At 71.6% G+C, this 23,296-nt stretch carries 21 protein-coding genes and 1 pseudogene; 17 read left to right on the top strand and 5 right to left on the bottom strand.

Translation table 11 applies throughout. The annotated features are described in order from the left end of the window. Positions 1 to 3 precede the first annotated feature (3 nt). Together V4Y04_RS30560 and V4Y04_RS30555 are read right to left on the bottom strand one after the other, a co-directional pair. Entirely contained in the window at positions 4 to 1,059 is a 1,056-nt protein-coding gene (locus V4Y04_RS30560; RefSeq protein ID WP_332431606.1) for an iron ABC transporter substrate-binding protein, read from the bottom strand. Positions 1,060 to 1,312: 253 nt separating this feature from the next. Continuing rightward, positions 1,313 to 2,464 carry a YihY/virulence factor BrkB family protein gene (locus V4Y04_RS30555; protein ID WP_332431605.1) on the bottom strand — a complete coding sequence of 384 codons (1,152 nt, stop codon included), beginning with the start codon at positions 2,462 to 2,464 and terminating at the stop codon, positions 1,313 to 1,315. Between the two features lie 131 nt (positions 2,465 to 2,595). Between V4Y04_RS30555 and V4Y04_RS30550 the strand changes: the two genes are divergently transcribed. From V4Y04_RS30550 to V4Y04_RS30475, 16 genes are all read left to right on the top strand, one after another. Further along, the gene (locus tag V4Y04_RS30550) at positions 2,596 to 4,230 is read left to right on the top strand and encodes an acyl-CoA dehydrogenase family protein (RefSeq protein WP_332431604.1); all 1,635 of its coding nucleotides are present in this window, start codon (positions 2,596 to 2,598) and stop codon (positions 4,228 to 4,230) included. 394 nt (positions 4,231 to 4,624) lie between these two features. Further along, the gene (locus V4Y04_RS30545) at positions 4,625 to 5,902 is read left to right on the top strand and encodes a GAF domain-containing protein (RefSeq protein ID WP_332431603.1); all 1,278 of its coding nucleotides are present in this window, start codon (positions 4,625 to 4,627) and stop codon (positions 5,900 to 5,902) included. A 239-nt stretch (positions 5,903 to 6,141) separates the two neighbouring features. Beyond that, entirely contained in the window at positions 6,142 to 7,473 is a 1,332-nt protein-coding gene (locus tag V4Y04_RS30540) for a hypothetical protein (protein WP_332431602.1), read from the top strand. A 395-nt stretch (positions 7,474 to 7,868) separates the two neighbouring features. Further along, entirely contained in the window at positions 7,869 to 8,441 is a 573-nt protein-coding gene (locus V4Y04_RS30535; protein ID WP_332431601.1) for a GNAT family N-acetyltransferase, read from the top strand. Positions 8,442 to 8,671: 230 nt separating this feature from the next. Then, positions 8,672 to 8,755 (top strand): putative leader peptide, encoded by an 84-nt coding sequence (locus V4Y04_RS30530; RefSeq protein ID WP_310887545.1) that lies wholly within the window; start codon positions 8,672 to 8,674, stop codon positions 8,753 to 8,755. A gap of 184 nt (positions 8,756 to 8,939) precedes the next feature. Further along, positions 8,940 to 10,637 (top strand): nitrite/sulfite reductase, encoded by a 1,698-nt coding sequence (locus V4Y04_RS30525; RefSeq protein WP_332431600.1) that lies wholly within the window; start codon positions 8,940 to 8,942, stop codon positions 10,635 to 10,637. Positions 10,638 to 10,668: 31 nt separating this feature from the next. Further along, a complete protein-coding gene (locus V4Y04_RS30520; protein ID WP_332431599.1) occupies positions 10,669 to 10,860 on the top strand; it encodes a hypothetical protein in 192 nt (63 codons plus the stop codon). Next, entirely contained in the window at positions 10,857 to 11,567 is a 711-nt protein-coding gene (locus tag V4Y04_RS30515) for a phosphoadenylyl-sulfate reductase (RefSeq protein WP_332431598.1), read from the top strand. The genes V4Y04_RS30520 and V4Y04_RS30515 overlap by 4 nt, the downstream gene beginning before the upstream one ends. Before the next feature lie 91 nt (positions 11,568 to 11,658). Further along, positions 11,659 to 12,195 (top strand): adenylyl-sulfate kinase, encoded by a 537-nt coding sequence (gene cysC, locus V4Y04_RS30510; RefSeq protein WP_332431597.1) that lies wholly within the window; start codon positions 11,659 to 11,661, stop codon positions 12,193 to 12,195. Between the two features lie 5 nt (positions 12,196 to 12,200). Continuing rightward, positions 12,201 to 13,145, top strand: a complete 945-nt coding sequence (gene cysD / locus V4Y04_RS30505) for a sulfate adenylyltransferase subunit CysD (protein WP_443080212.1) — start codon at positions 12,201 to 12,203, stop codon at positions 13,143 to 13,145. A gap of 2 nt (positions 13,146 to 13,147) precedes the next feature. Then, complete coding sequence (locus tag V4Y04_RS30500) at positions 13,148 to 14,482, top strand: sulfate adenylyltransferase subunit 1 (RefSeq protein WP_332431595.1); 1,335 nt, start codon at positions 13,148 to 13,150, stop codon at positions 14,480 to 14,482. Continuing rightward, positions 14,470 to 14,610: a hypothetical protein gene (locus V4Y04_RS30495; protein ID WP_332431594.1), complete on the top strand. Its 141-nt coding sequence runs from the start codon at positions 14,470 to 14,472 to the stop codon at positions 14,608 to 14,610. The genes V4Y04_RS30500 and V4Y04_RS30495 overlap by 13 nt, the downstream gene beginning before the upstream one ends. Positions 14,611 to 14,745: 135 nt before the next feature. After that, entirely contained in the window at positions 14,746 to 15,852 is a 1,107-nt protein-coding gene (locus V4Y04_RS30490; protein WP_332431593.1) for an ABC transporter substrate-binding protein, read from the top strand. A 39-nt stretch (positions 15,853 to 15,891) separates the two neighbouring features. Beyond that, complete coding sequence (locus V4Y04_RS30485) at positions 15,892 to 16,680, top strand: ABC transporter ATP-binding protein (protein WP_332431592.1); 789 nt, start codon at positions 15,892 to 15,894, stop codon at positions 16,678 to 16,680. Further along, positions 16,667 to 17,575 (top strand): ABC transporter permease, encoded by a 909-nt coding sequence (locus V4Y04_RS30480; RefSeq protein WP_332431591.1) that lies wholly within the window; start codon positions 16,667 to 16,669, stop codon positions 17,573 to 17,575. Before V4Y04_RS30485 ends, V4Y04_RS30480 begins: the two co-directional genes overlap by 14 nt. 7 nt (positions 17,576 to 17,582) lie before the next feature. Further along, positions 17,583 to 18,320 carry a sirohydrochlorin chelatase gene (locus V4Y04_RS30475; RefSeq protein ID WP_332431590.1) on the top strand — a complete coding sequence of 246 codons (738 nt, stop codon included), beginning with the start codon at positions 17,583 to 17,585 and terminating at the stop codon, positions 18,318 to 18,320. 17 nt (positions 18,321 to 18,337) lie between these two features. On the opposite strand, the gene V4Y04_RS30470 is transcribed toward V4Y04_RS30475, so the two are convergent. Both V4Y04_RS30470 and V4Y04_RS30465 read right to left on the bottom strand, forming a co-directional pair. Continuing rightward, positions 18,338 to 18,721, bottom strand: coding sequence for a nuclear transport factor 2 family protein (locus V4Y04_RS30470; protein ID WP_332431589.1), 384 nt, complete (start codon positions 18,719 to 18,721; stop codon positions 18,338 to 18,340). Continuing rightward, positions 18,714 to 19,283 carry a DUF1697 domain-containing protein gene (locus V4Y04_RS30465; protein WP_332431588.1) on the bottom strand — a complete coding sequence of 190 codons (570 nt, stop codon included), beginning with the start codon at positions 19,281 to 19,283 and terminating at the stop codon, positions 18,714 to 18,716. Before V4Y04_RS30465 ends, V4Y04_RS30470 begins: the two co-directional genes overlap by 8 nt. Positions 19,284 to 19,586: 303 nt before the next feature. On the opposite strand from V4Y04_RS30465, the gene V4Y04_RS30460 reads away from it, so the two are divergent. Further along, complete coding sequence (locus V4Y04_RS30460; protein WP_332431587.1) at positions 19,587 to 21,872, top strand: MMPL family transporter; 2,286 nt, start codon at positions 19,587 to 19,589, stop codon at positions 21,870 to 21,872. 69 nt (positions 21,873 to 21,941) lie between these two features. On the opposite strand, the pseudogene mgt reads toward V4Y04_RS30460, so the two are convergent. Further along, positions 21,942 to 23,193: pseudogene (mgt, locus tag V4Y04_RS30455) on the bottom strand (macrolide-inactivating glycosyltransferase). Between the last annotated feature and the right edge of the window lie 103 nt (positions 23,194 to 23,296).

The following is a 23,296-nucleotide window of genomic DNA, read 5'->3' as shown; positions in this document are numbered from 1 at the left end:
CGATCAGACCATCCCGGCTTCCTGGAGCATCTCCAGCGTCACTTGAAGGGACTCCAGCCGGCTCAGGTCGATCTCCGGCGCGTCGATGGACTCGAGCGGCGGAAGGTCGTCCTGGCTGGTGACTCCGGCGGCCAGCGGGTACTCGTGGGTCTCGCCGGCGAAGTAGGTCTGCGCCTCCTTCGCCAGGAAGAAGTCGACGGCCTTCTGCGCCGCGGCGCTCTGGTCGCTGCCCTTGACGACCCCGACGCCCGCGACGTTGACGAGCGCGCCCGGGTCGCCCTTCGTGGGGAAGTGCAGCTTGGCCTTGAGCTTGTCCGCGCCCTCCTCTGCGGCCTTCTCGTACCAGTAGTAGTGATTGATCAGGCCGAGTTCGGCCTTGCCGTCGTCGACGGCGTCGAGGACCGCGCCGTTCTTCTCGTACACCTGAGGGTCGTTGGCCTGGAAGTCCTTCAGCCACTTGCGCGTGGCGTCGTCGCCCTCGAGGACCCGCATACCGGTCACGAACGCCTGGAACGAGGCGTTGGTGGGCGCGTAGCCGACCTTCCCCTTCCATTCCGGCCTGGTCAGTTCGTGCACACTGTCCGGTGCCTCGGCGACCTTGTCGCTGTGGTAGGCGATGACGCGGACCCGCCCCGACACACCGACCCAGTTACCGTTCTCCGCGCGGAACGCCTTGTCGACGGTGTCGAGGGACTTCTGCGGCAGCGCCGCGAGGCGGCCCTCCTTGCCCAGGGCGCCGAGCGCGCCGGCGTCCTGCGAGAAGAAGAGGTCCGCGTCGGTCCTGTCACCCTCTTCGAGAAGCTGGGCGGCGAGTTCGGCACTGTCCCCGTAACGCACCTCGGCCTTGGCGCCGGTGGCCTTCTCCAGCTTCTCGATGAGCGGCGCGACGAGTTCCTCACTGCGGCCGGAGTAGATGACAAGCGTCCCTCCCTCGTTCTTCCCCCCGGCCTCGGTACCGGAGCCGGCTTCCCTGCCGTCCGAACCGCAGGCGGCCATCAGGGGGACCAGCAGGGCTGAGGCGGCGAGGGCCCCAATCGTGCGGGAGGAGGAACGTCTCATGTCGAAAAGCCTTTCCAAATCATGGGTCATGATTACTTAAGGTTAGGCTTACCTAATTAGCAACTCTGTCCCGTTCTCCGTGACCAAACTGGGATCTGATGCGTCTGGCAGGATTCGTGAGAGCGGATTCGTCGCCGCCGCGCAGGGGTGAACCGGGCGAGCGGTGCCGGGCACGGGCGGCCGCCGCGACGACGTCGAGCGGATCAGTACCCTCGGTCAGGTCTCGGGCGCGGGGCGGGGCGGACGTTCGGCCTCACTTCTCCTCGTCCTCGGAGCCCTCCCCGTGCCTCGGGTGGTGGTGGCTGTTCTTCGCGTGGGTGCGCAGGCGGGCCGTGACGTCCTCCGGGGGCAGGAAGCGGGACCAGCGTTCGGGGAACTCTGCGGGCATGTCGGGGTCGGCCTCGTCGTCGTCCAGCGGGGCGGTGCGGGCGACGTACTCGGCGACCTGTGCCTGCCGGACCCGTTCGTTCGCCTCGCGGGCGGCGGCGGTCGCCGCGGCCGGCCAGACCCGGTCGATCGCGGCGTTGACCGCGGCCCCGACGAGCACGGCGAAGGCGGACACGCCGATCCACAGCAGTACGGCGACGGGGGCGGCCAGGGAGCCGTAGATGGTGGGGCCCTCGATGACGCTGGTCAGGTAGATCCGCAGCAGGAAGCTGCCGAACACCCACATGGCGAGGGCGACCAGCGCGCCGGGCACATCCTCGACCCACGGGGACCGCACGGGCACGGAGACATGGTAGAGCGTGGTCAGGAAGGCCACCGACAGCAGGATGACCACGGGCCAGTAGAGGATCTGCACGAGCGTCGTCGACCAGGGGACGACACTGACCACGGCGTCGGGGCCGGCCACCATGAGGGGCAGCGCGACCGAGCCGACCAGCAGGGCCACGATGAACAGCAGGAAAGCCAGCAGCCGGGTCTTGACGATGCCGCGCATACCGTCGAGGCCGTACATGACGGTGATGGTGTCGATGAAGACGTCCACCGCGCGGGAGCCCGACCACACGGCGAAGAAGAAGCCGAGGGAGATGACGTCGGGCCGGCCGCCCTTCATCACATCGTTCAGGATCGGCTCCGCGATCTGGCTCACGCCCTGGTCGGACAGCACCGTGCGGGAGGCCTCGATGATGTTGGTGCGCAGGCTCTGGGTGGTCTCGGCGCCGATCCAGATGTCGACGTAGCCGAGCAGGCCGATCATGCTGAGCAGCAGCGGGGGCACCGACAGCAGGGTGAAGAAGGCCGCCTCCGCGGCCAGGCCCAGGATCCGGTACTCCATGCAGGAGTTGACGGTGTCCTTGAGCAGCAGCCAGGCGGTCCTGCGTTTGGAGACATTGCGGTACAGGGCTCGGGCCCGGTGAAGTCGACCGGAGGGCGCGTCGGGAGATTCGCTTGCTGGCTGCACGGACCAAAGGTATCCGTCGTGCCCGGCCGGCCTCACCCGAAGGGTCGCGCGGTGGTCGTGAGGCGGCCGCTCGGCGGTCGTGAGGTGCCCGCGGGGTGATGCGGAAGGCGGTGGCGGGTAGGTTCGTGCTCATGGCAGGTACCACGCACACCGTGACCAACCAAGCACCGCCGCTGGCGCAGTACGACGTGTTCACCGCCGACCGGGCGCTGACGGAGGCCGTCGAACGGCATCTGGACCCGTCGCTGCTGGACGAGGGCCTGTCCGAACTGTCGGCGCTCGGACGCGCCTCCGGCTCCGCCCAGGTGCAGGAGTGGGGGGTGCAGGCCAACGAGAACCCGCCCCGGCTGCGCACCCACGACCGGTACGGGCACCGGATCGACGAGGTCGATTTCCATCCCGCCTGGCACCGGCTGCTCGGCAAGGGCGTCTCGGCGGGCCTGACGGGCGCGTGGGCGCGGCCGGGCGGGCATGTGCGGCGGGCGGCGGGGTTCGTGGTGTGGTCGCAGGTCGAGGCGGGCAACGGCTGCCCGCTGTCGATGACGCACGCGGCCGTGCCCGCCCTGCGCGCGGATCCGGCGCTCGCCGCCGAGTGGGAGCCGCGGCTGACGTCGACGGTGTACGACCGGGCGCTGCGGCCCGCCCAGGAGAAACCCGGCGTGCTCTTCGGGATGGGCATGACGGAGAAGCAGGGCGGCAGCGACGTACGGGCGAACACGACGTCCGCGCGGCCGCTGGCCGAGGACGGGACGTACGAGCTGACCGGGCACAAGTGGTTCTGCTCGGCTCCGATGTCGGACGCGTTCCTGGTGCTGGCGCAGGCGCCCGGGGGGCTCACCTGTTTCCTGGTACCGCGCGTGCTCGAGGACGGCTCGCGCAACGTGTTCCTGATCCAGCGGCTCAAGGACAAGCTGGGCAACCGGTCCAACGCGTCCGCGGAGGTCGAGTTCGCGGGGACGTGGGCGCGGCGGGTCGGGGACGAGGGGCGTGGGGTGCGCACCATCATCGGGATGGTGGCGGCGACCCGGCTGGACTGCGTCCTGGGCTCGGCGGGACTGATGCGGCAGGCCGTGGCACAGGCGGTGCACCACTGCGCGTACCGGGAGGCGTTCGGCGGCAAGCTGATCGACAAACCGCTGATGCGCAACGTCCTGGCCGATCTCGCCCTGGAGTCGGAGGCGGCCACCACGCTGGCGCTGCGGCTCGCCGCGGCCTACGACGACGGGAGCGAGCGGGAGCGGGCGCTGCTGCGGATCGCGGTGCCGGCCGCCAAGTACTGGGTGACCAAGCGGTGCGCGCCCCTCGCGGTGGAGGCGGCGGAGTGCCTGGGCGGCAACGGGTACGTGGAGGAGTCGGGGATGCCCCGGCTGGTACGCGAGTCCCCGCTGAACTCGGTGTGGGAGGGCGCGGGCAACGTCCAGGCGCTGGACGTGCTGCGCGCGCTGAGCCGGGATCCGCAGGTGCTGGACGCGTACCTCGGCGAGGTCGGGCAGGCGCGCGGGGCCGATCACCGGCTGGACGGCGCGATCAAGGACCTGCTGACCGAACTGGCCGACCTGGAGGGCGCCGAGGGGCGCGCGCGGCGGCTCGTGGAGCGGCTCGCACTGGTGCTCCAGGGCTCGCTGCTGGTGCGGTACGCGCCGCCGCAGGTCGCCGACGCGTTCTGCGCGGCGCGGCTGGGCGGTGACGGGGGCGCGGCCTTCGGGACGCTGCCGCACGCCCTCGACCTCGCGGCGGTGGTGGAACGGGCCCGACCGGAGGTGTGAGACGGCAAGGGCCGCCCCGACGGCGCATCGAGCGGGAGAACCCGGCCGGGACGAGCCGACTGTGACGGCTCCGGCACGGCACCCCGGGTGTGACGCGGGGGTGGTGCTGCGCCGACACGGCACCACCCCCGCCACACAGGCTCCTTGGAGCCGTGGACGCCGCTCGGGACGGCGTCGCTCAATTTTCAAGCAGTGCGGGGCGATGCACCAGGGTTGCAGGGGGTTGCAACGTACTGCCGTGCGCCGTTGTCCGTTTCCGTACTGAACGATCTCGCGGCGGGCACACGGCACTATGAGACCGACGACAGCCAGAACGGATCTCGGAGGGCTCGGCCGGCCGGCCGAGCGCTGTCCTCCGAGTCTTTCCCCGGGAGGACCAGTGCCGCTCTCTCCGATGGACGTGACGCATCCGGCCGGCGTGGACACGATGCGCGTGGCCAGGATGCTGAGTGAGGTCCGCTCCGCGACGCTCTCCGGGCAGCGCGCGCCCATGGCGCCCCGGCCGGTGATCGAGGAGTCCTGGGAGCGGGTGCTGCGCAGTGGCGTCGACCCGGACCACGGCGTCCGGGCCGGGCTGCTGTCCGGGGCGGAGGTGCAGCGGCGGCGGGAGAGTTCGGCGCTGCGGCATGTGCTGCCGGTGCTGCGGGAGGGGCTGCTGCCGTTCGCGGACACCACCCGCCACATCATGGTGGTGGCCGACGCCGACGGCAGGGTGTTGTGGCGGGAGGGCAGTACGGCGGTCCTGCGCAAGGCGGACGGCCTCGGTTTCGCGGTGGGCGCGGACTGGCGCGAGGATGTCGTCGGCACCAACGGTGTGGGCACCCCGGCGGTGACCGGGCGGCCGGTGCAGGTGTTCGCCGCCGAGCACTTCATGGAGTCGCACGCGGCCTGGACGTGTGCGGGGGCGCCCCTGACCGACCCGCGGGACGGGCGGCTGATCGGCGTGGTGGATGTGAGCGGGCCGCTGGAGACGATGCATCCGTCCACGCTGGCCTGGGTCGACGCGGTGGCCAAGCTCGCCGAGGCCCGGCTGCGGGAACACCATCTGGAGTCGCTGGAGCGGCTGCGGTCGGTGGCGGCGCCGGTGCTGGCCCAGGTCGACGGACGGGCCCTGGTGGTGGACCGGTACGGATGGACGGCGGCGGTGACCGGGATGCCGTACCTGCGACGGCTGGCGCTGCCCGCTTCGGTGTCGGCCGGGTCGCGGTGGCTGCCGGCGCTGGGCCGGTGCTCGCTGGAGCCGCTGGCCGGGGGCTGGCTGGTGCGGGCGGCGGACGAGCCGGTGACCTGCGCGGCGAGCCGGATCGTACTGGATCTCCGGGAGCCGCGCGGCGCGTCGGTGGAGGTGTCCGGCGGTGCGGGCTCCTGGTCCCGGAGGCTGAGCCCCCGACATGCCGAACTGCTGTACCTGCTGGCCGTGCAGCGGTCCGGCCGCAGCGCCGCGGACCTGGCCGAGGACATGTTCGGGGACCCGGCCCGTACGGTGACGGTGCGCGCCGAGATATCCAGGGTGCGGCGCTATCTGGGCGGTCTGCTGGAGCACCGGCCGTACCGGTTCGCGAAGAGCGCCGAGGTCGACGTCCTGCTCCCGGACGACCCTCGTGACCTCCTGCCGCACTCGACGGCCCCGGCACTGGGCGGCCGCGAGCACCGGCCGGCCACCGGACCCTGAACGTGGAGCGCGGAGGGCGGAGGGCGGAGCCATCGGCCCTGACGCCCAAGCACAGCACAACACCGCACAGACCGCACAGCACAGCAACGCCCGTCAGGCCGAGCGTTCTGCGGATTTACCGGGTCTTCGTGCCTCTGCGGGGTCGTCTGCCGTAGCATCGCTCCTCGGGTCACCCTCACCTGCTCCACGGTCGGACGGTCGGATCGCCGGACGCAGTTGGCCCGCCTCGGGAGGACGTTATGAAGCATCGCGGCAGACATCGCCGGCGCAGGCGGGGCAAGGCGCTGCGGGCGACGCTGGCCGGGACCGCGCTCGCGCTCACCGCGGCGGCCACCCTGATCAGCACGTCACAGGCCACCGACGCCGACGACCCCGGGGCGTTGAAGCCGCTCACCGCGTCCGCCGAGACCGCGCCCCTGCGGCTGTCCGAGGATCATGTGTCGCCGGACTGGCTCGACCGGCTCTCCTCCGAGATGGGCCGGCCCGTCGGCGTCCGGGCCGTGCTCGACGACACCGACGGCTCCCTGCGCGACGCGAAATCCTGTACGGACGACGACAAGCGCGCGCTGCCCGTCGAACCCGCCGCCACGCGCGCGTACTGCTGGGACGGCGCCGATGTCGAGGGCTGGCGTCCCGGCGCCGTCACCACGTCCGGGGACGCGGACGACGACGGCCACTGGGGCCCCGGCCGGGTGGTGCTCTCCGCCTGGAGCCAGGGCGGCACCACGGCGGACGGCACCGCCGCGCAGGGCCCCGCCGTGACGGGCACCGGCACGGGGCAGGGGCTGGCCCGGGTCGCGTTCATCGACGCCGACGACCCCGCCGACCTCCGCTACACCTGGGCGCAGCTCGCCGTCCCGGTCGCCGGGGGACAGGACTACCACGGGCTGGTCTCCCCCGTGACGGGCATGGTCTGGTACCAGAACAAGCTGCTGGTCACCGCCGGGCGGGGGGACGGCAGCGCGCTGTACGTGTACGACGTGGACCGTGTCCAGCGGGCCACCGTGGACGGCTCGACGGTCGGGCGGGTGCCCGGTGGCTGGTCGGCGGCCGGGGCGCGGTACGTGCTGCCCGCCGTCGCCGTGTACCGGACGGCCGACGCGGACGCCCCGCAGCCGGGCGGCATCTCCCTGGACCGCAGCACGGCGCCGGACAGCCTGGTCGCGCACGAGACGGTCCCCGAGGACCATGACGGGCCGACCCGCCTGTGGCGGTACGCGTTCGACGACGACGAGGTCCGCGCGGGGCTGCTGGCCACGGACCCGCTGCTGAAGGCGGACCCCGTCTCGGCGTACGAGACGAAACTGACCCATGTGCGCAGTGTGCTGTCGTACGGGTCGGGCTGGTACCTGGGCCGGATGACCGGTACGCCGGACGAGCGAGGGACGCTGTGGCGGCAGGACACGGAGGGGGCCCGGCCCACCCGGTGCGGGGCGGACGAGACGCACCGCTGCTGGAGCGGCCCGTCGGCGTCCCTGTCGTACTGGCAGGAGACCGGCGAGGTGTGGTCCCAGTCCGGCCGCATGCTCTTCGCCCTGCCCCTGGCCTCCGTCGACGGCTCGCTGGACTAGGGCCTGTCCGGCGGATCATGCCGCAGGAAATCGACGGCACCTCTTCGACGCAGGTGAGTGGGGCGATGGGCCCCTCCCGCGCGAGCATGTTCGAGCGTGGGGGAGCGTTCAGCCGCAGGGCGGAGGAAGGCGTCGACGCGATGGGGGTCCCCCTGCTCATGGGGTCCCCCCTGTTCGAGCGGAGCCGAGAGCTCGCCGACTCCCCCGAGAGCTCGGGGGAGTCGGCGAATGACGACAACGCGGATGGGGGTCCCCCTGCTCGAAGAGCTTGGGGAGGGCGTGCCGGACCTCGCGTCTCCGGCATGATCCGCCGGACAGGCCCTGGACCCCGCGCTCTTCGTCGTACGCACACCGGCGTTCGACAGATGCCCGTGCCGGATGGTTCCCTTTCCGGCATGACGAGCATCGCCGTGACCACCTGGTCCCTGGAGCAGACCGCGCCCACCGATCTCCTGCCGGCCGCCGTACCGGAGGGGGACGTGCGGGTCGTCCGCTCCGAGGTGCCGTCCCCGGAGTTCAGCCGCTTCCTGTACGCGTCGGTCGGCGGTGACATCCGCTGGACCGACCGGCTGAGCTGGACGTACGCGCAGTGGCTGGAGCACCTGGACCGGCCCGGCGTGGAGACCTGGGTGGCGTACGACCGGGGGACGCCCGCGGGCTACGTGGAGCTTCAGGCGCAGGACGACGGGGTCGTGGAGATCGTCTACTTCGGGCTGATCCCGGCCTTCCGGGGCCGGCGTGTCGGCGGGCACCTGCTGTCGTACGGCGTCGCGCGGGCCTGGGATCTGGCGGAGCGGTGGCCGGGCCTGAAGCCGACCGGACGGGTCTGGCTGCACACGTGCAGCAAGGACGGCGAGTACGCCATGGACAACTACCGCCGCCGGGGCTTCCGGCTGTTCGACACCTCGGTCGAGGACGAGCCCGAGGTCGCCACCCCGGGCCCGTGGCCGGGGGCTTACCCGGCCTGAGCGCCACGGCCCCGCAGAACGCCCGCGGACGCCTCGCGTACGAGCCGCGCACGGGCCGCGCACGGGCCCTCTACGGCGTCCGTCCCTCCTGAGCCGATCGTGAGCTGCGCGGACGGGACCACCCTCACCGCCTGTGACCAAGAGCGTGCCTGTCTCTCATGTCGAGACGAAGGCGTCCACATAATGGATGAAGCTGGACTGTGTCCAGATCTCCGTGCCACGCTTCCGTCATGCCTGGAACGGGAATCGCCTTGGTGAGTCGGCGGCACGTCGACCTCGGCCGCATGTCCAGCGCCATCTGTCCGGCGCGCTGAGAGCACGTTCAGCAGCACCTGACACCCCCTCTCCGCTCCGGTCCGCCCCCGCTCGGCACCTCCCCGGTTCCGCCCCGTTCCGCTGCACTTCACGAACTCCCGCGCAATGACGCGCATGTATGCCCATGCTCGTCATGTGCAGGTCAGAGCCGCATCCCCGTCTGTTCCGAAGGACGTATCAACCATGGCCGCCAGCCCGCAGAACCCTGCCGCCGCGACCCCCCGCCGCAAGGTGAGCCGTCACCGCGGAGAGGGCCAGTGGGCCGCTGGGCACTTCACGCCGCTCAACGGCAACGAGCAGTTCAAGAAGGACGACGACGGTCTCAACGTCCGGACACGTGTTGAGACGATCTACTCGAAGCGGGGATTCGACTCGATCGACCCCACCGACCTGCGCGGCCGCCTGCGTTGGTGGGGTTTGTACACGCAGCGCCGCCCCGGGATCGACGGCGGCCGCACCGGTGTGCTGGAGCCCGAGGAGCTCGAGGACGAGTACTTCATGATGCGGGTCCGCATCACCGGCGGACGGCTCACCACGGAGCAGCTGCGCGTGATCGGCGAGATCGCCGACACCTACGCCCGCGGCACCGCCGACATCACCGACCGGCAGAACATCCAGTACCACTGGATCCGCATCGAGGACGTGCCCGCGATCTGGGAACGGCTCGAGTCGGTCGGCCTGTCCACCACGGAGGCCTGCGGCGACACCCCGCGCGGCATGCTCGGCTCCCCCGTCGCCGGGGTCGCCGAGGACGAGATCATCGACGGCACGGCGGCGCTGGACGAGATCGCCCGCCGCTACATCGGCGACCCGCGCTTCTCCAACCTCCCTCGCAAGTTCAAGACGGCCGTCTCCGGCTCCCCGCTGCTGGACGTCGCCCACGAGATCAACGACGTGTCGTTCGTCGGCGTGGTCCATCCCGAGCACGGCCCCGGCTTCGACCTGTGGGTCGGCGGCGGTCTGTCGACCAACCCCAAGTTCGGGGTGCGGCTGGGTGCCTGGGTGGCCGAGGCGGACGTGCCCGAGGTGTGGGAGGGAGTCATCTCCATCTTCCGCGACCACGGCTACCGGCGGCTGCGCAACCGGGCGCGGCTGAAGTTCCTGGTCGCCGACTGGGGGCCGGAGAAGTTCCGCCAGGTCCTGGAGGACGACTACCTGGGCCGCAAGCTGTCGGACGGTCCGGCTCCCGAGATGCCCGCGCAGCGGTGGCGCGACCACATCGGGGCGCACCGCCAGAAGGACGGCCGGTTCTACGTCGGCTTCGCGCCGCGGGTGGGCCGGATGGACGGCTCGCTGCTCACCAAGGTCGCCGCGCTGGCCGAGGACCACGGCTCGGGGCGGGTCTCCACCACGGCCGAGCAGAAGATGATCGTCCTGGACGTGCCGCAGGACCGGGTCGACTCGCTCGTCGACGCCCTGGAGGCGCTGGACCTGCGGGTCAAGCCGTCGCCCTTCCGGCGCGGCACGATGGCCTGCACGGGCATCGAGTTCTGCAAGCTCGCCATCGTGGAGACCAAGGAGCGCGGCAGCGAGCTCATCGACGAGCTGGAGCGCCGGCTGCCCGACTTCGGCGAGCCGCTCACCATCAACATCAACGGCTGCCCGAACGCCTGCGCCCGCATCCAGACCGCGGACATCGGTCTCAAGGGGCAGCTGGTCACCGACGCCGAGGGCCGGCAGGTCAGCGGCTACCAGGTGCACCTGGGCGGCGCGCTCGGCCTGGAGCCGGCCTTCGGCCGCAAGGTACGCGGGCTGAAGGTCACCTCGGACGAACTGCCGGAGTACATCGAGCGGGTCCTGAAGCGCTTCCAGGCGGAGCGCGAGGACGGCGAGCGGTTCGCCACCTGGGCGGCCCGCGCGGACGCCGAGGCCCTGTCGTGAGCCGGGCGGAGACGATCCGGGAGGCCCTGTCGTGAGCGAGCGGGCCGCGCCGTTCCACTGCCCGTACTGCGGTGACGAGGACCTTCGTCCCAGCGAGGAAGGGCACGGCGCCTGGGAGTGCGGGGCGTGCAACCGGGCTTTTCGGCTGAAGTTCCTCGGGCTGCTCGCCCAAGGGCTCGACCGGCCGGAAACGGGACCGGACACAGGAGGGGACCGGATATGACGGCGGTTCAGGAAGAGCGCACCACCGACGAGTTGAGGGCGCTGGCCGAGCAGGCGGGCCGCGACCTGGAGGACGCCTCCGCACCGGAGATCCTCCGGTGGGCCGCCGACACCTTCGGCGGGCGCTTCTGCGTGACCTCCTCCATGGAGGACGCGGTGGTCGCCCATCTCGCCTCCCGCGCCCGGCCCGGCGTCGACGTGGTGTTCCTCGACACCGGCTACCACTTCGAGGAGACCATCGGCACCCGGGACGCGGTGGAGGCCGTGATGGACGTCAACGTCATCACGCTCACCCCGCGGCAGACCGTCGCCGAGCAGGACGCCGAGTACGGGCCGAGGCTGCACGACCGCGACCCCGACCTGTGCTGCAAGCTGCGCAAGGTGCGGCCGCTGGAGGAGGGTCTGCGGGGGTACGTGGCCTGGGCGACCGGGCTGCGCCGCGAGGAGTCCCCGACCCGGGCGGACACCCCGGTCGTCGGCTGGGACGAGAAGCGGCGGAAGGTGAAGGTCTCCCCCATCGCCCGCTGGACCCAGGACGACGTGGACGCCTACGTCGCCGAACACGGTGTGCTCACCAACCCGCTGCTGACGGACGGGTACGCGTCGGTGGGCTGCGCCCCCTGCACCCGCCGCGTGCTGGAGGGCGAGGACGCCCGTGCCGGCCGCTGGGCGGGCCGTGGCAAGACCGAGTGCGGACTGCACGGCTGACATGACCGAGCCCCCCACGCCCACCCGGCCCCTCATCGGGCCCCCCGCGCCCTCGGCGCCTCCCACGCCCACTACGAACCAGGAGACCGACGTGACGACCGGAGCCACCGTCTGGCTCACGGGTCTGCCGAGCGCCGGCAAGACCACCATCGCCCACGAACTGGCCGGCCGGCTGCGCGAACGGGGCCGCCGGGTCGAGCTGCTCGACGGCGACGAGATCCGCGAGTTCCTCTCCGCGGGCCTCGGCTTCAGCCGCGAGGACCGGCACACCAATGTGCAGCGCATCGGATTCGTCGCCGAACTGCTCGCCCGCAACGGCGTCACCGCGCTCGTCCCGGTCATCGCGCCGTACGCGGACAGCCGGGAGGCGGTCCGGGGGCGGCACGGGGCGAACGGCACGCCGTACGTCGAGGTGCATGTGGCGACCCCGGTCGAGGTGTGCTCCGTACGCGATGTGAAGGGGCTGTACGCCAAGCAGGCCGCGGGCGAACTCACCGGGCTGACCGGCGTGGACGACCCGTACGAGGCTCCCGTCTCTCCCGATCTGCGCATCGAGGCGCAGCACCGGACCGTCCAGGAATCCGCCGCAGCGGTGCACGCCCTGCTGAGCGAAAGGGGACTGGCATGACCACCGTGGCCACGGTCGCGACCGGCGACGAGGGCACCGGCAGCGCCGACAGCCCGTACGCCCTCTCCCACCTCGACGCCCTCGAGTCGGAGGCGGTGCACATCTTCCGCGAGGTCGCGGGCGAGTTCGAGAACCCGGTGATCCTGTTCTCCGGCGGCAAGGACTCCATCCTGATGCTGCACCTGGCGCTGAAGGCCTTCGCGCCGGCGCCGGTGCCGTTCTCGCTGCTGCACGTCGACACCGGGCACAACTTCCCCGAGGTCCTCGACTACCGCGACCGCGCGGTCGCCCGGCACGGGCTGCGGCTGCACGTCGCCTCGGTGCAGGACTACATCGACCGCGGGGTGCTGCGCGAGCGCCCCGACGGCACCCGCAATCCGCTGCAGACGGTGCCGCTCACCGAGAAGATCGCCGCCGAGAAGTTCGACGCCGTGTTCGGCGGCGGCCGCCGCGACGAGGAGAAGGCCCGCGCCAAGGAGCGGGTGTTCTCGCTGCGCGACGAGTTCTCCCAGTGGAACCCCCGCCGCCAGCGGCCCGAGCTGTGGAACCTCTACAACGGCCGGCACGCGCCCGGTGAGCACGTCCGGGTCTTCCCGCTGTCCAACTGGACCGAGCTGGACGTGTGGCAGTACATCGCCCGCGAGAACATCGAGCTGCCGGAGATCTACTACGCCCACCACCGCGAGGTGTTCCAGCGGGGCGGCATGTGGCTGACCGCCGGCGACTGGGGCGGCCCCAAGGACGGCGAGAGCGTCGAGAAGCGGCTCGTGCGCTACCGGACGGTGGGCGACATGTCCTGCACCGGCGCGGTCGACTCCGGGGCCGACACCATCGAGAAGGTCATCACCGAGATCGCCGCCTCGCGCCTCACCGAGCGCGGGGCCACCCGCGCCGACGACAAGCTCTCCGAGGCCGCGATGGAAGACCGCAAGCGCGAGGGGTACTTCTAGACATGAGCACGATCACGAGTGAGACGCTCGCGGAGACCACCCTGCTGCGGTTCGCCACCGCCGGTTCCGTCGACGACGGCAAGTCCACCCTGGTGGGCCGGCTGCTGCACGACTCCAAGTCGGTCCTCACCGACCAACTGGAGGCCGTGGAGCGGGTGTCGGCGAGCCGGGGCCAGGAGGCTCCCGACCTCGCCCTGCTCACCGACGGGCTGCGGGCCGAGCGGGAACAGGGCATCACCATCGACGTGGCGTACCGCTACTTCGCCACACCGCGGCGCCGGTTCATCCTCGCCGACACGCCGGGCCATGTGCAGTACACCCGCAACATGGTCACCGGCGCCTCCACCGCGGAACTGACCGTCATCCTCGTCGACGCCCGCAACGGTGTGGTCGAGCAGACCCGCCGCCACGCGGCCATCGCCGCCCTGCTGCGCGTGCCCCATGTCGTGCTCGCCGTCAACAAGATGGACCTGGTGGACTACGAGGAGGCCGTGTTCGCGCGGATCGCCGAGGAGTTCACGGCGTACGCGACGGAGCTGGGCGTCCCGGAGGTCACCGCGGTCCCGATCTCGGCGCTCGTCGGCGACAACGTCGTGGAGCCGTCCGCGCACATGGACTGGTACGGCGGCCCGACGGTGCTGGAGCACCTGGAGACGGTGCCGGTCAGCCACGACCTGGCGCACTGCCACGCCCGGCTGCCGGTGCAGTACGTGATCCGGCCGCAGAGCGCCGAGCACCCCGACTACCGGGGGTACGCCGGTCAGATCGCCGCGGGCACGTTCCGTACGGGCGACGAGGTGACCGTGCTGCCGTCCGGCCGGACCACGACGATCACCGGGATCGACCTGCTGGGCACGCCCGTCGAGGCGGCCTGGACGCCGCAGTCGGTGACGCTGCTGCTGGCGGACGACATCGACATCTCCCGCGGCGACCTGCTCGTCCCGAGCAAGGACGCCCCGGCCACCACCCAGGACGTCGAGGCCACCGTCTGCCATGTCGCCGACCAGCCGCTGACGGTCGGCCACCGGGTGCTGCTCAAGCACGGCACCCGGACGGTCAAGGCGATCGTGAAGGACATCCCGGCCCGGCTGACGCTGGACGACCTGTCGCTGCACCCGCACCCCGGCACGCTCGCCGCCAACGACATCGGCCGGGTGAAGATCCGTACCGCCGAGCCGCTGCCGGCCGACTCGTACGCGGACTCGCGGCGCACCGGTTCGTTCATCCTGATCGACCCGAACGACGGCACCACGCTCACCGCGGGCATGGCCGGCGAGTCCTTCGCCGCGCCGGCCCCGGTCAAGGACGCGGCCGAGGACGACGGATGGGACTTCTGACGATGCGTCCCTCCCCCGCCCCGGACCGCGCACCGACCGACGTCTTCGCCACCTTCGCCAAGGAGGGCGGCCGGATCGGCGGCGGGCGTCTGGGGTGCGGGCAGGGCGGGGTCGCGCGATGTGCGTGACGCTCCCGGCGCCCCGGGGACACGCGCGCCGTTCGCGTGTCCCCCTCCCTCGCCACCACCGCCGAAAACCCGTCGATTCCCCGGCCACGACCAGCTGAGTACGTGACCGCCGGGCCCCCGAGAGGAACACCTCCCGTGCCTGCCACCCCCGCCGCACCGCACCGCGCGTTCGCCGTGATGGCCGTGCTGGTCCTGCTCGCCCTGGCAGGGTGCGGCTACGGCTCCCGGGCCAAGGAGAGCACCGGCGCCGACATCGCGGCCGGTGCGCGCAAGACCGACGGTCTCGACGCGGTGAGGATCGGCCACTTCGGCAATCTGACCCACGGGACCGCGCTGGTGGGCAAGCGGAAGGGCTTCTTCCAGAAGGAGCTCGGCGCGACCGAGGCCCGGTACGCGGTGTTCAACGCGGGGCCGTCCGCGATCGAGGCGCTCAACTCCGGTTCCGTCGACATCGCCTGGATCGGACCGTCACCGGCGGTGAACGGCTGGGCCAAGTCGCGGGGCAGAAACCTGCGGATCATCGGCGGTTCGGCGTCCGGCGGGGTGAAGCTGGTGGTGAACCCGGACCGGGTGAAGTCCCTGGCGGACGTCGAGGGCAAGCGGATCGCGACACCGCAGCTCGGCAACACGCAGGACGTGGCGTTCCTCAACTGGGCGGCCGAGCAGGGCTGGACGGTCGACGCGCAGAGCGGCCAGGGCGACGTCACGGTCGTCCGCAGCGACAACAAGGTCACCCCGGACGCCTTCGCGGCCGGTTCGGTCGACGGCGCGTGGGTGCCGGAGCCCACCGCGTCGAAGCTGGTCGCCGAGGGCGGCAAGGTCCTGCTGGACGAGGCCTCCCTCTGGCCGGACGAGCGGTTCGTCATCACGAACCTCGTCGTGCGCCAGGAGTTCCTGGAGAAGCATCCGAAGGCCGTCGAGGCGGTCCTCGAGGCGTCGGTCTCCACCAACCGGTGGATCAACGAACACCCGGACGAGGCGAAGGCCGCCGCCAACGAGCAGCTGGCGGCCGACTCCGGCAAGGCACTGCCCGCCGGCGTACTGGACCCGGCGTGGAAGTCGATCCGGTTCACCGACGACCCGCTGGCCGCCACCCTCCACGCCCAGGCGGAGCACGCCGTGAACGCGGGCCTGCTCGAGCGGCCCGACCTGAACGGCATCTACGACCTCGAGCCCCTCAACAAGGTCCTCGCGGCCGAGGGCGCACCCGCCGTCGACGACGCCGGTCTCGGCGCCAACTGATCCCGGAACCCCAATGAAATATCCCAGGAGGTGACGACCATGGCCACGACCCTCGCCAAGGCCGCCGACGGCACCGAGACGGCCACTCACGCCGCCCGGATCGAGCATGTCTCGAAGTCGTTCGCGGGCCCGGCCGGGCAGCAACTCGTACTGGACGACATCACGCTCGATGTCGCACCCGGCGAGTTCGTCACCCTGCTGGGTGCCTCGGGCTGCGGCAAGTCCACGCTGCTCAACCTGGTCGCGGGCCTCGACGCGCCCAGCGCCGGCGCGATCAGCACGGACGGCCGCCCGGCGCTGATGTTCCAGGAGCACGCGCTGTTCCCGTGGCTGACTGCGGGCAAGAACATCGAACTCGCCCTGAAGCTGCGGGGGGTGCCGAAGGCCGAACGGCGCGGCCGGGCCGTGGAACTGCTGGAGCTGGTCCGGCTGGGGGGCGCCCACGGCAAGCGGGTGCACGAGCTGTCCGGCGGTATGCGCCAGCGGGTCGCGCTGGCCCGCGCGCTCGCCCAGGAGAGCAGGCTGCTGCTGATGGACGAGCCGTTCGCGGCGCTGGACGCCATCACCCGGGACGTGCTGCACGACGAACTGACCCGGATCTGGCGCGAGACGCAGCTGTCCGTCCTGTTCGTCACGCACAACGTGCGCGAGGCCGTCCGGCTCGCACAGCGGGTGGTGCTGCTGTCGTCGAGGCCGGGCCGGATAGCCCGCGAGTGGACGGTGGACATCGAGCACCCGCGCCGTATCGAGGACACCGCGGTCGCGGAACTGTCCGTCGAGATCACCGAAGAACTCCGTGGGGAGATCCGCCGACATGGCCAGCACTGACACGACCGCGAAGGACGCGAAGGGCGGGACGGACGCGAACGACCTCGCCGGTCTCGAGGCGGGGCTCGACGCGTTGGAGACGAGGCAGCAGGCCCGCAGGCCGTGGCGCCAGACCTTCGTCCAGAAGATCCTGCCGCCCGTCCTCGCCGTCGCCCTGGTGCTGGCCGTGTGGCAGGCGCTGGTCTCCTTCAGGATCGTCGACGATCCGACCAAGCTGCCCTCCCCGGGCGCCGTGTGGAGCGTCCTGCGGGACGCGTGGCTCGAGGGCGAGCTGCTCGGCTACATCTGGACCAGCGTCTCGCGCGGTCTGCTCGGCTTCTTCTTCGCGCTGCTGATCGGTACGCCGCTGGGGCTGCTGGTGGCGCGGGTGCGGTTCGTGCGCGCGGCGATCGGCCCGATCCTGTCCGGGCTGCAGTCCCTGCCGTCGGTGGCGTGGGTGCCGCCGGCCGTGATCTGGCTGGGCCTGAACAACCAGATGATGTACGCGGTGATCCTGCTCGGCGCGGTCCCCTCGATCGCCAACGGCCTGGTCTCCGGCGTCAGTCAGGTGCCACCGCTGTTCCTTCGGGCCGGCCGCACCCTGGGCGCGACGGGGCTGAAGGGCACCTGGCACATCGTGCTGCCGGCCGCGCTGCCCGGCTATGTGGCGGGGCTGAAGCAGGGCTGGGCGTTCTCCTGGCGCTCCCTGATGGCCGCGGAGATCATCGCCTCGTTCCCCGACCTCGGCATCGGTCTCGGGCAGCTGCTGGAGAACGGGCGCAACGCGAGCGACATGGCCATGGTGTTCGAGGCCATCCTGCTGATTCTGACCGTCGGTATCGCCATCGACCTGCTGATCTTCAGTCCGCTGGAGCGGTGGGTGCTGCGCAGCCGCGGCCTGCTGGTGAAGGACTGATCCGATCATGCACCGTCCGGTTCTTCTCGTCATCGCCCACGGCAGCCGTGACCTGCGGCACGCGGCGACCGTGCACGCCCTGGTGGAGCGGGTGCGGTCGCTGCGGCCGGAGCTGCGGGTGGAGACCGGCTTCCTCGACTTCGACGTCCCCTCCGTGCCGGGGGTGCTGGACTCCCTCGCGGCCGAGGGCGTGCGGGACGTGGTGGCGCTCCCGCTGCTGCTGACCCGCGCCTTCCACGCCAAGGCGGACATTCCGGCGGTCCTCGCGGACGCGGATCCGCGGCTGCGCATCCGCCGGGCGGACGTTCTGGGCCCGTCGCCGCTGCTCCTCGCCGCGCTGGAGCGACGGCTGTACGAGGCGGGCCTCACGCCCGCCGACAAGTCCTCGACCGGGGTCGTCCTGGCCTCGGCGGGGTCCACCGACCCGGAGGCGATCGCAGTGATCGCAGCAATCGCGCGGGAGTGGCGGCACACCGGTTGGTGCGCCGTGCGGCCTGCGTTCGCCTCCGCCTCCCTGCCCCGCACCGAGGACGCGGTGCGCGAACTGCTCGCTCTCGGCTGCGAGCGCGTCGCCGTGGCCCCGTACGTGCTGGCCCCGGGCTTCCTCCCGGACCGCATCGCACGGGGCGCGGCGGAGGCGGACGTCCTGGCGGACGTCCTCGGCCCGGCGCCGGAGGTGGCGCGGGTGCTGCTGGAGCGCTACGACGCGGCACGGGTGCCGATGCCGGTTGCCGTGGGGGCCTGAGGCCCCCACGGCGGGTGTCAGCCGCCGGTCACCGCGTCCGAGTCGTACGGCGTCCCCTGATGGAAGTAGAGCAGCCAGTCCCCGCCGGTACGGCGCCACAGGGAGCTGCGGTGGGCGCGCCGGCCGTTGTGGTCCGTGTCGTAGGTGAGATGGACGGTGTCGGGCGCGAGCTGCACGGCCTTCATCCGGGAGACGGTGCCGGTGGGGTCCCCCGAAGCGTGTTCGCCGACGAGCAGCGCGGTGATCGCGTCGCGGTCCCAGACCCGTCCGGACGCGCCGACCTCCACGAACTCCGGATGCAGCAGCGCCCCGACGCGTCGGGGCGAGCGGCGCACCTCGGGGTCCAGCAGTTTCAGTTCGGCCTCGATGGCGGCGTCGGCGGCGGTGTACGGGTCAGTCACGGGTGAGCTCCACGAGCTTGACGACGGTGTTCCAGTTGCGTGTGGTGGCGATGAGGCCCCGGGTGGTCCGGGGCCCGGCCAGGCGCTCGGCGAGCCGGGAGCGGCCCAGGCCGTCCGGGGCGTACAGGTACAGGGCGCGGTCGCCGAGGCGGAACTCCTCGGGCAGATGGGCGGCCCGGTCGACGTCCGCGAAGCGGTCGGCGTCGACGGCGGTGGAGAAGTAGGTGACGTGGAGTTGCTTGGGCGCCGACTCGGCGGCCGGGAACGGGCAGTCGTCGACGATCGCCCGCAGATAGGCGTGGTCGCGCACGATCACGTCGACGGTGAAGCCGAAGTGCCGCTCGACGGCGGCGGCGAGTTCGGCGGCCAGCGTGTCCTCGTCCGCTCTCCCCCCACCCGGCCTGTCGCTCCCGGTGGTGAACACGGCCTGACCGCTCTGGAGATGGGTGCGCACGGCATCATGGCCGAGGCCCTCCATCAGGGTGCGCAGTTCGGCCATGGGGACCTTTCTGCCGCCGCCCACGTTGATGCCGCGCAGCAGTGCCGCGTATGTCGTCGCCATCCGCACACGATAGGACGGCCGTCGTGCCCCGAGGGGGTGGGCACGACGGCCGTGTCCGCGCGGAGTGCGGCAGCGCGGGCCTCCTGAGGGCCGGCCGGCACCCTGATCACGCACCCGGGGAACCCCCGGTAGATGTAGGGGTCTCCTCCTCCCCAGTGGGGAGGAGGACGAGGTCCGAGGGGATGAGTTCCGCGCCCGGAGCTTCACCGGTCAGCACGACGAGACGGTCTTATCCGGCCCATACCTTCGATTATGGAAGGCGGCGGCACAGGTCGCTGTCGTGCACGAGGGAGCGAGCCCGTCATGGGAAGCGGAGATTCGCGGGTAAAGGGCTTCGCCGCCCGTGCCGGTGGCTGGAGCGCCCGGCACCGATGGGCGGCCGTCGGCATCTGGACGCTGTTCGTGGTGCTGGCGATGGGTCTCGGTTCGGCGGCCGGCCGGGTCGACGTCGCCAACAGCGACCAGCTCAAGGGAGAGACGCAGACCGCCGCCCGGATCGTCGAGGACGCCGGGATCGAGGAGCCGGCGAGTGAGACCGTACTGGTGCAGGCCAGGGACGATGGACTGTCGGTCACGGACGACGAGTTCCACGCCGCGGTCACCGCGGTCGTCACGGCCGTCGAGGGGACCGGTCAGGTCACGGACGTGATCACGCCGTACGAGAGCGACACGATCTCGAAGGACGGGCGCAGCGCGCTGGTCCAGTTCGACATGCGCGGCGACTCCGACACCGCCGGCGAGCGGGTCGAGCCGGTGCTGAAGGCCGTCGAGAAGGTCCAGAAGGACCACGACGCGCTGCGGATCGAGGAGATCGGCGGCGCCAGCATGATGAAGACGTTCGACGACGCGTTCGGCGACGACTTCAAGAAGGCCGAGTACTCGGCGGTCCCGGTGGCCCTCGGCATCCTGCTGATCGCCTTCGGCGCGCTGGTGGCGGCGCTGCTGCCGGTGGCGCTGGCGATCACCGCGATCATGGCGACGATGGGCCTGATGGGCCTGGTCAGTCATCTGCAGCCGATGAGTGAGACCGCCAACTCCGTGATGCTGCTGGTCGGCCTGGCCGTGGGCGTCGACTACTGCCTGTTCTACCTGCGTCGCGAGCGCGAGGAGCGGGCCGCCGGCCACGACGCGCAGACGGCGCTGCGGATCGCCGCCGCGACCAGTGGCCGGGCGATCGTCGTCTCCGGTGTGACGGTCTGTGTGGCCATGGCGGGCATGCTGTTCACCGGGATCGCCGAGTTCGAGGCGATGGGCCTGGCCTCGCTGATGGTCGTGGCCGTCGCCATGGTGGGCTCCGTGACCGTGCTGCCCGCGCTGATGTCGCTGCTGGGCGACCGGGTCGAGAAGGGCCGTCTGCCGTTCCTGCGCCGACGCACCTCGGGGAGCGGCAACGACAGCCGGATCTGGACGGCCGTACTGCGCCGCGTCCTCGCCAGGCCGCTGCTCGCCGCCGCGGTGGCGACCGGCGCGCTGCTGGCTGTGGCCGCTCCCGCGATCGGCATGAAGACCCAGAACCTCACGCTGGACCAGGAGTTCGGGGACTCGTTGCCCATCGTGCAGACGTACAACCGGGTCAACGAGGCGTTCCCGGGCGGCGCGGAGCCGGCCGAGGTGGTCGTCAGGGCGGACGACATCAACTCCCCGCAGGTACGGGCCGCGCTGACCGACTTCCGTGCGCAGGCGGTGAGTTCGGGCGCCTCACGCGGCCCGGTCGAGACAAGGGTGCACGAGGAACAGAACATCGCCTTCGTGTACGTGCCGCTGGTGGGTGGCTCCGACCAGGACAGGGCGGCCAAGAGCCTGCGCACGCTGCGCGACGAGGTACGGCCCGCCACGCTGGGCACGGTGGACGGCCTCGAGGCGCCGGTCACCGGGCAGGTCGCGGGCTCCGAGGACTTCAACGAGCAACTGGTCGGCTCGGTGGTCCCGGTCTTCGTCTTCGTGGTGGTCTTCGCCTTCCTGCTGATGCTGCTGTCGTTCCGCTCACTGACGATCGCGATCACCTCGATCGTGCTCAACCTGCTGTCGGTGGGCGCGGCCTACGGCATTCTGGTGGCCGTCTTCCAGCACGGCTGGGGCGCGTCGCTGGTGGGCGCCGAGGGGGTCGGCGCGATCGTCACCTGGCTGCCGCTGTTCCTCTTCGTCATCCTGTTCGGCCTGTCGATGGACTACCACGTGTTCGTGGTCTCCCGGATCCGTGAGGCCCGCCTGCGGGGCCGTACGACGCGGGACGCGATCCAGCACGGTGTGGTCACCACGGCCGGTGTCATCACCAGCGCCGCGGTCATCATGGTCGCCGTGTTCGGGATCTTCGGGACGCTGTCCATGCAGTCCATGAAGCAGATGGGGGTGGGCCTGGCGGCGGCGGTGCTCATCGACGCGACGATCATCCGGGGCGTGCTGCTCCCGGCGGTGATGGCACTGCTCGGCGAGCGCAACTGGTACTTCCCGAAGTGGCTGCACCGGATGCCCGACCTGACGCACGACGAGTCGCCCGAGGCCACGGGCAGGCCGGCACCGTTGGCGAAGGGCGGCGTGGACCAGGGCTCGGGCCGCGACGCGGACGAGGGCGAGCGGGTGCGGGTCTGAGGCCGAGGCCTCGGCCTCAGTGAGAACGAGGAGGGGCACGGCATTTCAGCCGTGTCCCTCCTCACGTTCTCACCGGCCGCGCCGCGGCAGCTCCGCCTCGATGAGGTCGGCCGCCCTGCGGGTGCCGCCCTCCTCGGCCATTCCGGCCCGGATCCCGTCCAGCCGGCGGGCGACCTCGGGGTCGCCGGTGAGGTCGAGGGCGGCCGTGCGAAGGGTCTCGGCGGTGGCCTCCCCGGCCGGGAGGTGCCGGGCGACGCCGAGGGCCTGGAGCATGTCCGCGTTGCCGAACTGGTCCACGGCCTGCGGTACGGCGATCATCGGCGTGGCCGTGGCCAGCCCCTCCTGGCTGCCACCGGCGCCCGCGTGGGTGACGAACAGGTCGGCCCGCTTCAGGACCGCGAGCTGCGGCACCCAGGACCGCACCTCGACGTTCGCCGGCAGGTCGCCCAGCTCGGCGGGGTCGACGTGCTTGCCGATCTGGAGCACCAGGTGCCACCCGGGCAGGTCGCCGAACGCCTTGACGCACTCCCGGTAGAAGCCGGGCTGCTTGGTGAACGACGATCCGAGCGACACCAGGACGACCCGCTCCGCACCGGCCGGCCGCTGCCACTCCCCCTCCGTACCGCGGTCGCCCTGGCAGGCGCCGACGAACGTGTGCGCGCTCTCGTCGACCCGGTCCGCGTTCGGCTGAAGCACCTTGGGGATCAGGACGAGGGACCGGGCGGGGCGGCCCACGAATGGGTCGGGGTGCTCGGTGATCCCGTTCTCCTCCAGCCAGGCGTGGAAGCGTGCGTAGTAGGCCCGGCCGCGCTCGGTCCTGAGCGGCTCCTCCCACATCGGTTCGCCGATCTCCTTCTCGTAGCCCTCCCAGGCGACGAGGTTCGGCGAGAGGGAGACCACGGGCACGCCCCAGCGGTGGCCGAGCACGCGCGCCGGGTACGAGGTGATGTCGTGCAGCACCAGGTCGGGGGTGTCTCCCTCGTACGCCTTCGTCAGCTGCGGGAGAGCCTGGACGGCGTCGGCGAGGAACGGTTCGACGTTGTCCAGCAGGGTGCTGCCCCAGGCCTCCGGATCGTCGTCGGGTCCGGGGAGGGTGGAGTTCCAGAGCTTCACCTCGGCGCCGGTCCCGGCGACCTTGTCCGCGAAGGCCGGAGGGATCGCGTACGTCACCCGGTGGCCGCGCGCCACGAGCTCGCGGATCACCTCGAGGCTCGGGTTCACGTGGCCGTGGGCGGCGATGGAGAACATGGCGATGTGCGCGGGGCTGGTCATACCCCGAACCCTAAACGAGACGATACGTCTCGTGCAATCGATTGGGGATGGCCGACGTCCCCCACGACAGCCGCCCCGCCCCCGGCCCACCGCCGGCGGGCACCGCGCACGCCGCCGACCTGTGCGAATGGGAGACTGACCGACGGCACACA

This window comes from Streptomyces sp. P9-A2, assembly GCF_036634175.1.
Taxonomy (GTDB): Bacteria; Actinomycetota; Actinomycetes; order Streptomycetales; family Streptomycetaceae; genus Streptomyces; species Streptomyces pratens.
This window is presented reverse-complemented; position numbering and strand designations above follow the sequence as displayed.